Origin of the sequence: Arthrobacter sp. AOP36-C1-22, from assembly GCF_052377515.1 — a bacterium.
Lineage (GTDB): Bacteria > Actinomycetota > Actinomycetes > Actinomycetales > Micrococcaceae > Arthrobacter_H.
The window spans coordinates 13,928-26,780 of record NZ_JBQSWW010000008.1 but is presented as its reverse complement, the minus strand read 5'-3'; the positions used below and the strand labels follow the sequence as shown (position 1 = coordinate 26,780).

Here is a 12,853-nt window from a genome sequence, read left to right as displayed (position 1 = left end):
GGCATGTCCATCAGTTCTGCCGCCCCGGTTTCCGTGCCCATGCCACAGGTGCCCCGTCGTCGTCGTTCGCCCGAGGAGGTAGCCGCCGTTGCCCCCGTTGAGGGACCCAAGAGGGTCCTTCTGGCCGCCCCGCGGGGTTATTGCGCCGGCGTTGATCGGGCGGTGATCGCCGTGGAAAAGGCCCTGGAACATTATGGGGCCCCGGTGTATGTCCGTAAACAGATCGTGCACAACGTCCACGTCGTGTCCACATTGGAGGAACGCGGAGCCATCTTCGTCGAGGAGACCGACGAGGTCCCCGAAGGCGCGCTCGTCGTGTTCTCGGCCCACGGGGTGAGCCCCGCCGTCGTCCAGTCCGCCGAAGACCGCAATCTGCGGACCATCGACGCGACCTGCCCCCTGGTCACCAAGGTCCACCGCGAAGCCGTCCGGTTCGCCAAGGCCAAGAACCACATCCTGCTCATCGGCCATGCCGACCACGAAGAGGTCGAAGGGACCTACGGGGAGGCCCCGGAGAGCATCACGATCGTGAACAACCCGGCGGAGGCCCGTACCGTCGAAGTCGAGGATCCGGAGCACCTGATCTGGCTCTCGCAGACGACCTTGTCGGTCGACGAGACGCTGGAAATGGTGGATATCCTGCGCGAGCGGTTCCCGAAACTCCAGGATCCGCCCAGTGACGATATCTGCTATGCCACCTCCAACCGCCAGACGGCGATCAAGAAGATCGCCCCCGAGGCGGAACTGGTGATCGTCGTTGGCTCGTCCAACTCCTCCAACTCCGTGCGTCTGGTCGAGGTCGCCCTTGAATACGGGGCCAAATACGCCCACCGGGTCGACTTCGCCCATGAGATCGACGAGGCATGGTTCGAAGGCATCTCCAGCGTGGGGATCTCTTCGGGCGCCTCGGTTCCCGAAGTCCTCGTCTACGAGGTGCTCGAACTACTCGCCGATTACGGGTTCGGTCCCGTCGAGGAGATCGTCACCGCGCAGGAGGACATCATCTTCTCGCTGCCCAAGGAACTGCGGGCCAAGCTCAAGGAAGCCGGCGACACCTCGACCGGACTTGGCGGGCACGGAACCGCGAACTAGGCGTACCTGCGCCGCACGAGAAGCACGTCATGACCGCATCGAACGGCACCAAGGCGCACGTCTTCGATGCGGCCGGTACGGAAGTGGCGGACCCGGAGCGGGGTGCCGCCCTCATCCAATGGACCAACCCGCTCGAAGGTACCGATGGCGGACTTCGACGGACCTGCCGGGGATCCTGGGAACGTCCCGGGGAAATAGGCGCTCGATGCGACCGGCCCCGGCCGCCGTGCGATTAGGCGGAAATCCACCGTACGCAACATTGTGGACGATTCCCCCCACGGGGCCCGGCGTGCGGCATCGGATCCTGCCGTCTAAGCACCTGCCCCGCTGCGTGGTTCCGCGGGCTGCTCCTGCGTGGGCCGCTCGGCCTGCAGGAGCTCACTGGCACTGAGGACCCGGGGAGTGGACTCCAGGGGCGGCACGGACAGCCCGGCTCCATCGGTGGAGGACAACCCATGGCCCGGGTCCAGGTTCTGGATCCGACGTACCGAGGGCAGGACCCTGGACTCAAGGGTTCCGACGAACGAGTTGTAGCGTTCAACGCTGGACTTCAGCGAGGATCCCAACTTCGTCACATGGGATCCCAACGTGCCCAAGCGGTTGTAAAGGTCCTTGGATTCGTCGAAGAGGGCCCTGGCGTTTTCCGTGAGCAATTCCTGGCGCCAGGCGAAGGACAAGCCCTTGAGGATGGAGAGCAACGTGGCCGGTGCGGCCAGGGCGACGTTCTTGGAGAACGCATGATCGAGGAGCTCCGGATCACTGGTGACTGCTGCGGCGAGGAAGGATTCCGCCGGTAGGAAGCAGACCACCAATTCAGGGCTGGCGGCCAGGGATTCCCAATAGGCCTTCGACCCCAGATCGTCGACATGCGCCCGCAGGGCCTTGGCATGGGCTTCGAGCAGCGTCCGCCGTTCGGCCTCCCGTGACGGTTCCGCCAGGAGATCAATCTCCTGGGCCAATAGGTAGGAATTGAGCGGGACCTTTGAATCGACAACGACGGATTTGCCGCCGGGCAGGGTGATGACCATGTCGGGGCGCTTGCCGTCGGACGTGGTGACCTGCTCGTTGAAATCCACCCGGGACAGCATCCCCGCTGCTTCCACCACCCGGCGTAGCTGGACCTCGCCCCAGGTGCCCCGCGCCGACGTGTTGCGCAAGGCCCCGGCCAGTGACGACGTCGTCCTCAAAATGGCGGCGTCTTGCTCGGCTGCCATGTTCAACTGCTGGCTGAGCTGGCCGTATTGCTCGACCCGGTCACGTTCGAGGACCGTCACCTGCTGCTGGACCTGCTGGAGCTTCTCCGCCACGGGAGCCAACACCTGCAGCACCTTCCGTTCGTCGCCGTCGCGTTGGCGTTCAGCGTCCTGCCGGGACTGGAGCGAATCAATGTGGCTGTGTGCGGTCGCCAACGCCGATTCGGCGGTGGCGAGTTCCTGCGTGGCCGTGCGGTTCTCGTGATTGAGGACGGAAAAACGGTCCCTGAGCCCGAGCATCCAGAGGCCGAAAGCCCCGAGAACCAGGCCCAATAACAACGTGAGAGTCGACACAACCCATGCAAAAGCGTCCATGGGTCCACTGTGCCAGTCCGCGCCGACACATTGCGGCAGGTAGAGTTGTCTCCCGTGGCACTTACTATCGGAATCGTCGGACTGCCCAATGTCGGCAAGTCAACCATGTTCAATGCACTGACCCGCGCGCAGGTTCTCGCGGCGAACTACCCGTTCGCCACGATCGAGCCCAACGTCGGCGTCGTCCCCCTGCCGGATGAGCGGCTGAAGGTCCTCGCCGGGATCTTCGGATCCGAGCGCATCCTGCCGGCAACGGTGTCGTTCGTGGACATCGCCGGAATCGTCAAGGGCGCCTCCGAGGGGGAGGGGCTGGGCAATAAGTTCCTGGCCAACATCCGCGAAGCAGACGCCATCTGCCAGGTCACCCGGGCGTTTGCTGATCCTGACGTGGTCCACGTCAACGGAGAAATCGACCCCGCCGGAGACATCGACACCGTCGCCACGGAGCTGATCCTGGCCGACATGCAGACGATTGAAAACCAGCTGCCGCGGCTGGAGAAGGAAGTCAAGGCCAAGAAGGCCGACGCCTCGTTGCTGGCAGCCATCAAGACGGCGCAGGAAGTGCTGGAAACGGGCACCACGCTCTACGCCGGCGCCGCAGCAGCCAAGCTCGATCTCGCCGAGATCGCTTCGCTGCAGCTCATGACCACCAAGCCATTCATCTACGTCTTCAACATGGACGAAGAAGCCCTCGCCGACGAGGCCCTGCGCACCCGACTGAGTGAACTCGTGGCTCCGGCCGAGGCGATCTTCCTGGATGCCCAGTTCGAATCCGACCTGGTCGAACTCGAAGAGGACGAAGCCGCGGAGATGCTGGCCGACGCCGGCTATGAGGAGTCCGGCCTGGATCAGTTGGCCCGCGTCGGGTTCAACACCTTGGGGCTGCAGACTTATTTGACGGCAGGCCCGAAGGAATCACGTGCCTGGACGATCCCGCAGGGGGCCACCGCGCCTCAGGCAGCCGGAGTCATCCACACCGACTTCCAGCGAGGATTCATCAAGGCCGAAATCATTGGTTTCGAAGACCTGGTCGCTGCCGGGTCAACCGCTGCCGCCAAGGCCGCCGGCAAGGCACGTATCGAAGGCAAGGAATACATCATGAAGGACGGCGACGTCGTGGAGTTCCGGACGGGACTTACGTCTGGAAGTAAGAAATAGCCCGGACGCGCTACGGATGATGACGAAGGAGCCCTATCCGTGTCGAGACTGACGGAACTGCTGCGGCAGGTGCGCAAGGCGGACGCGCAACTTGGTACTGACCTGGAAGCCGAGGTCGCTGCGCTGACCAAGCGTCGCACCTTCGGGCTCGTCTTTGAGCAGCATCAGCCTGAGGCTGTCGAGCTGCCCGGCAGGGTCGTCCGTCGCGGCGACAAGGTGCGGGTGCTGCCTCCGCGAGGGGGGACAAAGGCAGGTGACCAACGGCTGTGGCGGACAACTCGGATCGAGTGCGTCGACGGGCAGCGTGTGGCTCATCTCGCGGAGCTCGACGTCGAAGAACCCGAGACTCGGGCAGTGCTTGCCGACGACGTGGTGGTCGTCGCGGAGTTCCGGGATCGCATCTACCCCGGCCTGGTGGAGACAGGCAGGGTTGAGCGGGGCGGCGACAAGCCGTTCCACACGGTCGTCAACGCTGAGAACTACCACGCGCTGGAGATGCTGACCTATACGCACCGGCATTCCATCGACGCCATCTACATCGACCCGCCGTACAACACCGGGGCGAGGGACTGGAAGTACGACAACGATTACGTCGCGAGTGATGACGACTATCGACACTCGAAATGGCTGGCGTTCATGGAGCGACGGTTGAAGATCTGTCGGGAGCTCATGCGTAGCGATGCTACTCTTGTGGCAACTATCGATGAGCATGAAGTAAACCGTTTGGGCGTGTTGCTAGATCAGCTCTTCCCGGAATCTACGCGGCAACTCGTCACAATTGTCAACAACCCTAAAGGCGTTACTCAGGGATATCTTTCGAGGGTCGAAGAGTATGCGTTCTTTGTATTTGGTCCTGACGCGCGAATCGGTTCGGTCGATGACGACCTTCTGACGCATCGAGACATGGCCGATGCTGAAGGGGAACTGCAGAGGCCTCGATGGAAGGGGCTCTTGCGGTCGGGCGACGACTCGCTTCGAGCTGACCGTAAAGATATGTTCTATCCGGTGTGGTTCGATGAGTCGACTGGGCGACTCAGCCACGCGGGCGAAGCATTGCCACTTGACGAAACTCCTGACTTCAGTCCGCAGGATGGCCTGACGCCGATCTGGCCTATTAGGCGGGACATGAAGGAGGGGCCTACCCGGGCAGCGCCACGCCGTTCGATCCTTGACTACGCGCTACACCCTCATCTGTGAAGAGCCACCAAACCTGGGACGGTTCAAGCGGCGCTAGGCGAGTCTGATTGCTGCGTCGATCTATGGGGTGAGGGCAGTGGCCGACATCGCGGTCCGAACTATCGCGGTCCGAACTATCGCGGTCCGAACCTACCGGAGTCCGAAAGTACCGCGGTCCGAAACTATCTGATGCGCATCTTGTACAATGAGGATGCGCGTATGCACATGCATACGCACACGCACACTCCTTGGACGCCGTAGCGAGCTTCCGGGCAGACGGTCGCAGACGTCGTCCCCCTGGCTCGTTTCCCCGCCCATCAAAAAATGAACGACCGCGGACTAGCTCGGATCAAGGCGACATCCCCTCAGCATCATGACGCACTTGTGATGCAACTGAATATAGGAAGCTTAGAGATGACGCAACCAGGACAGACCACCACGACTTCGCACGAAGCGATCGATGCGTTCAAGAGAATCGTCGGCGACGAACATGTACTGACCTCTGAGCGTGCCACGATGCCATTCAGCAAAGGCTATCGATTCGGCGGAGGACCAGTCTTCGCCGTGGTGCGCCCCGGCACGCTGGTCGAGATGTGGCGGGCGCTGCAGGTATCCGTCGACAACAACCTCATCGTCATCCCGCAGGCATCGAACACGGGCCTGACTGGTGGATCCGGCCCCGGCTTCCAAGACTACGATCGCCCCATTGTGATCATCTCGACTCACCGCATCGATGAGGTGCACCTCATCAACGACGCGCGCGAGGCGATCTCGCTCGCGGGCACCCCGCTGACACACCTGACCGACGCGCTCGCCAAGCACCAGCGCGAGCCGCACTCGGTGATCGGGTCGACATCAATCGGCGCCTCGGTCATCGGCGGCATCGCGAACAACTCGGGCGGCAGCCAGATTCGCAAGGGTCCGGCATTCACGCGCGAAGCGATCTTCGCCCGCGTCAACGACGACGGCAAGGTCGAGCTGGTCAATCACCTGGGCATCTCGCTCGGAGACGACCCTGAGGTCGCACTCGACCGTCTACAGCGCGGCGAGTGGTCTCCCGAGGATGTCACCCCAGCTCCCGAAGACTCGAACGAGACCGAGTACGCCGAGCACTTGCGCAAGATCGTGCCTTCGCCTGCTCGCTACAATGCGAACCCCGAGTACCTGTTCGAGGCTTCCGGCTCGGCCGGCAAGCTGATGGTGTTCGCGGTGCGCACCCGCACCTTCCCTCGCGAAGTGCACCCGACCGTGCTTTACATCGGCACGAACAACACGCACGAGCTCGAAGAGATCCGTCGGTTGTTCCTCGAAGCCGACATGCCGCTGCCTATCTCTGGTGAGTACATGGGCCGCAGTGCCTTCGACTTGGCCGAGAAGTACGGCAAAGACACCTTCGTCTTCCTGAAGTTCATGAGTCCAGCGCTGCAGACGCGCATGTTCTCGTTCAAGACGTGGGCCAACGGCTTGTTCTCGAAGATTCCCGGCATTGGTCCGACCTTCGCCGACACGGTATCGCAAGCCATGTTCAGCGTGCTGCCCAACCAGCTGCCCAAGCGCATGATGGAGTACCGCAACCGTTTCGAGCATCACCTGCTGCTCACCGTCAGCGAGTCGCAGAAGGCCGCGAGCGAGAAGATGCTCAAGGAGTTCTTCGCAGAGCCCGAGCACACTGGTGAGTTCTTCATCTGCACGTCTGATGAAGAAAAGAGCGCGTCGCTCAACCGGTTCGGCGCGGCCAGTGCCGCCACTCGCTACGCCGCGTTGAAGCGCCGGCACATCGCAGGGCTCATCCCCATCGATGTGGCCCTGCGTCGCGACGATTGGAACTGGCTCGAGGTGCTGCCGGAGGAGATCGACGACCAGCTTGAGGTCAAGGCGTATTACGGGCACTTCTTCTGCCATGTGATGCACCAGGACTATGTCGCCAAGCAGGGCGTGGATCCCGAGGCGCTGCACGACCGCATCCAGCACCTGCTGGAGGAGCGCGGCGCGAAGCTGCCCGCCGAGCACAACTACGGTCGCATCTACAAGCTGCCGGAGTCCATGGAAGAGCACTTCAAGGAGCTCGATCCGACGAATACGTTCAACGCCGGTATCGGCGGCACGTCGCCGCACAAGGACTGGGCCTAAGTCCCCAAGGTAGCGCGACGCCGTGAGAGCCTGAGCGATGTCTTATCCATCTCGGGTGGACCTAGGGCTCGACTCCCTAGGTCCACCGGGACGGATGAGTCGAGACATCGGTCAGAGGCTGGGCAGGCCATAGAATCGCGTGGCGGCGAGGGCCGCGCCCGGTCCGAGAACGGGTCATCGCCTCACGCCGTCAGCTGACCCGCGACGGCCGGCACACCGGCGAAATCCTCGCCACCGGCCACATCGACGAGCCCGGAGGCTATTGCTGAAACACATTGCCTGAACATATTGGTGGAGCTGAAGGTGTGTAGGTTCAGGACATCGTTCATAGGTGAGTCGGGACATCGTTCATAGTGGTCCGTGACGATGAGGGATGTCTAAAGCGGCTCTTCACAGATGAGGGTGTAGTTGAGGTCTGAATCCGCCGGACTCGAGCAGGGATCTGGCGATGTAGTTGGTCAGGTTGCGGAAGCCCAGGGCCGAGCCGCGCAGGTGCTCCAGGCGTCCGTTGATCGCCTCTGTGGGGCCATTGCTGGTGCCAGGCCGCTCGAAGTAGGCCAGCACGTCGGTGGCGCGAGCCTTCAGGGTCCGACCGAGCTTGCGCAACTCGTCCAGCCCGGCGGGGACGTCTTGGCTGACGGCGTCGATGAGCGCCTCCATCGCCGCGCGGCCGAGGGATCGGTCCTTCTCGCGGTAGGCCGCGATCATCCGCTGGTAGATCCCCCAGGTCGCCTCGACGGGCACGTGCTCCTCGAGCACGAACAGCTCCTGCAGGCGGGTCTGCTGCTTGTCGGTGAGCAGGCCCGCGCCGGTGTGCAACGTTCTACGCGCACGGTAGAGCGGGTCGTCTTTGCGGCCGCGGTGCCCGTGCAGTTCCTGCTGGACTCGGCGTCGGCACTGGTCGAGGGCATCACCGGCAAGGCGCACGACGTGGAAGGGATCCATCACCGCAGCCGCGTCGGGCAGTTCCTCGGCGGTGGCGCTCTTGAACCCGGTGAAGCCATCCATCGCGACGACTTCGATGGCCTCACGCCATGCCTGAGGGCGAGCGGCGAGCCACTCCTTGAAGACTCGCTTGGAGCCGCCAGACGTGCTCGTCGACGCCGAGCACGCGGACGCCGTCGAAGCGGTTCGGGTCCTCGATCAGGACGCGTGTGCCCTGGGCCAGGACGGCATCGTTGGCGGTGTTCCACGCAACCCCGAGCCCCTCAGCGACCCGCGCGACCGTCAGGTGGGCGATGACGATGCCCTCCAGCGCCCACGCCAGCCCTCGCCGGGAGAGCTTCGCGCGTGGCTCGGCCGCCAAAGACGTGTCTTGGCGCCACACGTGGCCGCAGCCGGTGCACCGGTAGCGGCGGACCGTGACCTCCAACGTCGTCGGACGCCACCCCAACGGCTCGTGGGCCAGCCGGCGGACAACCGTGCCGCGCGCGGTTCCTTCACAGCCACAGCGTCGGCACCAGCGGTCGGGTTCGACGACTCGACAGGCCAGGACCGCACCGGCGGGCTCGAGGCGCTGACCGGTGGCCTCAAGGCCGAGCTCATTCAAGCGGCAGAACATGGTCAGGTCAGGGTCGGTGAAGGTAGCGTCAGGCACGTCGAGGTCTTCCAGATGGGCAGTGTGAGAACTTCCATCATCGGAAGGCCTCGATGCCTACCCGGGCAGCGCCACGCCGTTCGATCCTTGACTACGCGCTACACCCTCATCTGTGAAGAGCCCGTTTCGTCAGTGTTCGGCCGAGCTTGGCCAGCTCGGGCAAGGCGTCCGGGACGCGCTTGCTCAGCGCGGTGATGAGCTTCTCCATCTTCGCTTTGGCTTTCGCGGCTCTTCGGAATCAAGGGTGTAGGTGAGGTCTGAACCCTCCGGCTTCGAGCAGCGACCTGGCGATGTAGTGGGTGAGGTTGCGGAAGCCGAGCGCGGAGCCGCGGAGGTGTTCGAGGCGGCCGTTGATCGCCTCGGTCGGGCCGTTGCTGGTGCCGGGCCGGTCGAAGAACGCGAGGATGTCGGCGGCGCGTTGCTTCATGGTGCGGCCGAGCTTGCGGATCTCCACGAGCGCCGCGGGAACCCCGGTGGTGATCGTGGCGATCACCGCCTGCATGGCCTGCCTGGCCTTCTTCTTGTCGGGTTCCCGGTAGGCGGCGACGATGCGCTGGTAGATGCCCCAGGTCGCCTCGACCTCGACATGCTCCTCGCTCGCGAACACCGCGTCCAGGCGTGCCCGCTGCTTGTCGGTGAGCAGGCTCGCGCCGGTGTGGAGGGTGCGGCGGGCCTTGTAGAGCGGGTCGCCCTTCATCCCGCGGTGCCCGGTGGTGTCCTGCTGGACCCGGCGCCGGCAGGCATCCAGCGCGTCGCCAGCGAGACGGACGGCATGGAATGGGTCCATCACCGCAACCGCGTCGGGGAGCTCTTCCGCGGCGGCGGTCTTGAACCCGCTGAACCCGTCCATCGCGACCACCTCGATCCCGTCGCGCCACTGCTTCGGGCGGCCCGCGAGCCACTGCTTGAAGACGGACTTGGAGCGGCCTTCGATCATGTCCAGCAAGCGCGCGGGGCCGGTCTTCTCGCGGGCGGGCGTGAGGTCGATGATCACGGTGACGTACTTGTCGCCGAATCGGGTGTGTCGCCAGACGTGCTCGTCGACGCCGATCGTGGTGACCCCGTCGAACCGGGCCGGGTCGTCGATGAGGCGCCGCTTGCCTTCGGCGAGGATCGCGGTGTTCGCGGTGTGCCACGACACCCCGAGACCGGCGGCGGCGCGCGAGACGGTGAGGTGGTCGACCACGATCGCAGTGAGTGCCCACCCGATCCCGCCGCGGGAGATCTTCGCCCGGGGCGCGGCCGCCTTCGACGTGTCCTGCCGCCAGGTGCGGCGGCAGGACACGCACCGGTAGCGGCGCACCCGGATTAGCAGCGTCGTCGGCCGGTGCCCGAACGGTTCATGCGCCAGCGGGCGCGTCACCGTGTCCCGTGGCGCGCCCTCGGCGCCGCACTTCCGACACCACGGGTCGTCCTCGACGACGCGGCACTCGATCACCGCCCGATCTGGCTCGAGACGCTGCCCAACGGCCTCGAGGCCGAGCTCGTCGAGACGGCAGAACGTGGTCAGGTCGGGCGCGGCGAAGGTAGCGTGGTGCAAGTCGAGGTCTTCCGGCGGATGAGCAGTGTAGGAACTTCCATCTTGGAAGACCTCGACGTCTATCCACGAACCAGCCGCCCACCCCCGACTACACCGTCAACTGCGAAGAGCCTATGCGGCTCATCGCATTTGACGGTGTAGCAGGGGTCTGAATCCGCCGGTGTCGAGGAGGGATCGGAGGATGTAGTGGGCGAGGTTGCGGAAGCCCAGCGCGGTGCCACGGAGGTGCTCGAGGCGGCCATTGATAGCCTCTGTTGGGCCGTTGCTGGTGCCGGGCCGGTCGAAGTAGGCCAGCACGTCCCCGGCCCGGCGTTTCAGAGTGCGGCCGAGCGTGATGACCTCGGTCAGCGAGGCTGGAACGTTGCCGGCGAGGTCCTGGATCACGGCGGTGAGTTGCTGCTTGGCGGCAACGCGATCGGGATTGCGGTATGCCTGGACGATCCGCTGGTAGATGCCCCAGGTCGCCTCCACTGCGGCGTGCTCGTCTGCGGCGAACACGCTGCTCAGGCGGCCGCACTGGCGATCGGTCAGGAGGTCTGCGCCGGTGCGGAGGACTCGGCGGATCCCGTAGAGAGGATCCCCGGATCGGCCACGATGCCCGCAGGTGGTCTGCTGGATCCGTTGCCGGCAGCGGTCCAGTGCGTCACCGGCCAGGGCGACGACGTGGAACGGATCCATCACCGCGACGGCCTGCGGGATCTCTTCCGCAGCGGCGGTCTTGAAACCGGTGAACCCGTCCATCGCCACGGTCTCGATCCGGTCGCGGAAGCCCTGTTCCTGCTGGTCGAGCCAGGTCTTGAGCACCTTCTTCGAACGGCCGGGGACCATGTCCAGCAGCCTCGAGGCTCCGGTGCCATCGCGGACCGGGGTCAGGTCGATGATCACGGTGACGTACTTGTTACCGCCTCTGGTGTGGGACCAGACGTGCTCGTCCACGCCGAGGACCCGGACCCCCTCGAACCGGGCAGGATCGTTGATCAGGAGCTCGGAGCCGGCTTCGAGGACAGCGTCGTTCACGGTGTGCCAGGCGGTGCCGAGGTTCTCGGCGACCCGCGCGATCGACATCCGGTCGATGACCACGCTCTTGAGTGCCCAGAAGACCGCGTCGCGCGACAGCTTCGTGCGGGACGCGGCAGCGGCTGTGGTGTCCTGACGCCACACGGTGCAGCAGTCCGGGCAGCGGTAGCGACGCACTCTGACCTGCAGCATCGTCGGTCGCCAGCCGAGGGGGACGTGCACGATCGTCCTGAGGACCGTGCCGCGAGGAACTCCGGCCTGGCCGCAGCGATGGCACCACTGATCGTCCGCGAGGACCCGGCACTCCAGAACTGCCTGGCCCGTCTCGATGCGCTGGCCGGTGGCTGTGAGGCCGAGCCCGTCCAGGCCGCAGAAGGCATCGAGATCAGGGGACGAGAAGGTAGCGTGGGGCATGTCGAGGTCTTCCAGATGGCGAGCGTCAGAACTTCCATCATCGGGAGACCTCGACGTCTATCCCCGCACCGACGCGCCCACCCCGCCACCGACCGCTACACCCTCATCTGCGAAGAGCCGCTTTCGCCCGGTCGGGTTCTCGGTAGGCGGCGACCATCGCCTGGTAGATCTCCCAGGTCACCTCGACCGCAACGTGCTTCTCTCGCTCGAACAGGCTGCTGAGGCGCTGGCATTGGCGGTCGGTCAGCAGCTTGGTGCCGGTGTGGAGGGTGCGGCGAGTCTTGTAGAGGGGGTCGTCCTTGCGGCCCCTGCGCTTGTGGAGCTGCTGCTGGACGCGTCGTCGGCAGTCGTTCCAGTGCGTCTCCGGCGAGGCGGACGACGTGGAAGGGATCCATGACCGCGACCGCGCCTGGGAGGGCCTCGCCGGCGGCGGTCTTGTATCCGGTGAACCCGTCCATCGCCACTACCTCGATGCGGTCCTTCCATGCCTTGGGGAGGGCCTTGAGCCAGGCCTTGAACGCTGCTTTGGAGCGGCCGGGGATCATGTCCAGCAGCCTCGCCGGGCCGGTCTTGTCCCTGGCTGGGGTGAGGTCGATGATCACGGTGACGTACTTGTCGCCGCGCCGGGTGTGGCGCCAGAGGTGCTCGTCAACACCGATCACGCGGACGGCGTCGAAGCGGGCTGGGTCATCGATCAGCAGCTGCTGGCCCTCGGCCAGGACGGCGTCGTTGGCGGTGTGCCAGGCAACCCCGAGCCCGGCGGCGATCCTTGCGATCGTGAGGTGATCGATGACCAGGGCTTCCAGTGCCCACCGCATCCCGCCGCGGGAGAGTTTCGCCCGCTCGGGCGCGGCGGCGGTGGTGTCCTCTCGCCAGCGGTTGCCGCAGTGATCACACCGGTAGCGCCGGATCCGCACCAGCAGGGTCGTGGGGCGGTGGCCGAACGGCTGGTGAGCGAGGCGACGAGTGATCGTGCCGCGCGAGGTCGACCTCGCCCCGCAGGCGCGGCACCACGGATCTTCCTCCGCGAGTCGACACTCGAGCACCGCCCGCTCGGCCGAGAGGCGTTGACCGACGGCGACCAGACCGAGTTCGTCCAGGCGCGCGAAGGTCGTCAAATCGGGGCTGTCGAAGGTAGCGTTGGGCACGTCGAGGTCTTCC

General features: G+C 65.0%; 7 protein-coding genes and 2 pseudogenes. 4 read left to right on the top strand and 5 right to left on the bottom strand.

Annotation, left to right across the window (positions count from 1 at the left end; translation table 11 throughout):
• Positions 1 to 3: 3 nt before the first annotated feature.
• Positions 4 to 1,092, top strand: a complete 1,089-nt coding sequence (locus ACT3S6_RS06435) for a 4-hydroxy-3-methylbut-2-enyl diphosphate reductase (protein WP_444554224.1) — start codon at positions 4 to 6, stop codon at positions 1,090 to 1,092.
• A 311-nt stretch (positions 1,093 to 1,403) separates the two neighbouring features.
• On the opposite strand, the gene ACT3S6_RS06430 is transcribed toward ACT3S6_RS06435, so the two are convergent.
• Positions 1,404 to 2,660: a DNA recombination protein RmuC gene (locus ACT3S6_RS06430; RefSeq protein WP_444554223.1), complete on the bottom strand. Its 1,257-nt coding sequence runs from the start codon at positions 2,658 to 2,660 to the stop codon at positions 1,404 to 1,406.
• Between the two features lie 54 nt (positions 2,661 to 2,714).
• On the opposite strand from ACT3S6_RS06430, the gene ychF reads away from it, so the two are divergent.
• The 3 genes from ychF to dld all read left to right on the top strand — a co-directional run bounded on the left by ychF (position 2,715) and on the right by dld (position 7,124).
• Positions 2,715 to 3,818, top strand: coding sequence for a redox-regulated ATPase YchF (gene ychF, locus ACT3S6_RS06425; RefSeq protein ID WP_444554222.1), 1,104 nt, complete (start codon positions 2,715 to 2,717; stop codon positions 3,816 to 3,818).
• Between the two features lie 39 nt (positions 3,819 to 3,857).
• Entirely contained in the window at positions 3,858 to 5,015 is a 1,158-nt protein-coding gene (locus tag ACT3S6_RS06420; protein WP_011013961.1) for a DNA methyltransferase, read from the top strand.
• Between the two features lie 393 nt (positions 5,016 to 5,408).
• Complete coding sequence (gene dld / locus ACT3S6_RS06415; RefSeq protein ID WP_035095247.1) at positions 5,409 to 7,124, top strand: D-lactate dehydrogenase; 1,716 nt, start codon at positions 5,409 to 5,411, stop codon at positions 7,122 to 7,124.
• A gap of 390 nt (positions 7,125 to 7,514) precedes the next feature.
• Here the strand turns inward: dld and ACT3S6_RS06410 are convergent.
• From ACT3S6_RS06410 to ACT3S6_RS06395, 4 genes and pseudogenes are all read right to left on the bottom strand, one after another.
• Positions 7,515 to 8,721: pseudogene (locus tag ACT3S6_RS06410) on the bottom strand (ISL3 family transposase).
• 238 nt (positions 8,722 to 8,959) lie between these two features.
• The gene (locus tag ACT3S6_RS06405; protein WP_069600542.1) at positions 8,960 to 10,261 is read right to left on the bottom strand and encodes an ISL3-like element ISAar42 family transposase; all 1,302 of its coding nucleotides are present in this window, start codon (positions 10,259 to 10,261) and stop codon (positions 8,960 to 8,962) included.
• A 120-nt stretch (positions 10,262 to 10,381) separates the two neighbouring features.
• Positions 10,382 to 11,692 (bottom strand): ISL3-like element ISAar39 family transposase, encoded by a 1,311-nt coding sequence (locus ACT3S6_RS06400; protein WP_013350322.1) that lies wholly within the window; start codon positions 11,690 to 11,692, stop codon positions 10,382 to 10,384.
• A gap of 121 nt (positions 11,693 to 11,813) precedes the next feature.
• A pseudogene (locus ACT3S6_RS06395) lies at positions 11,814 to 12,840 on the bottom strand (ISL3 family transposase); the annotation flags it as partial.
• Between the last annotated feature and the right edge of the window lie 13 nt (positions 12,841 to 12,853).

What these genes read in the sequence shown, in the direction of transcription:
- ACT3S6_RS06435 (WP_444554224.1), top strand. Translation starts at nt 4, where the DNA reads ATGTCCATCAGTTCTGCCGCCCCGGTTTCCGTGCCCATGCCACAGGTG.
- ACT3S6_RS06430 (WP_444554223.1), bottom strand. Translation starts at nt 2,660, where the DNA reads ATGGACGCTTTTGCATGGGTTGTGTCGACTCTCACGTTGTTATTGGGC.
- dld (WP_035095247.1), top strand. Translation starts at nt 5,409, where the DNA reads ATGACGCAACCAGGACAGACCACCACGACTTCGCACGAAGCGATCGAT.
- ACT3S6_RS06400 (WP_013350322.1), bottom strand. Translation starts at nt 11,692, where the DNA reads ATGCCCCACGCTACCTTCTCGTCCCCTGATCTCGATGCCTTCTGCGGC.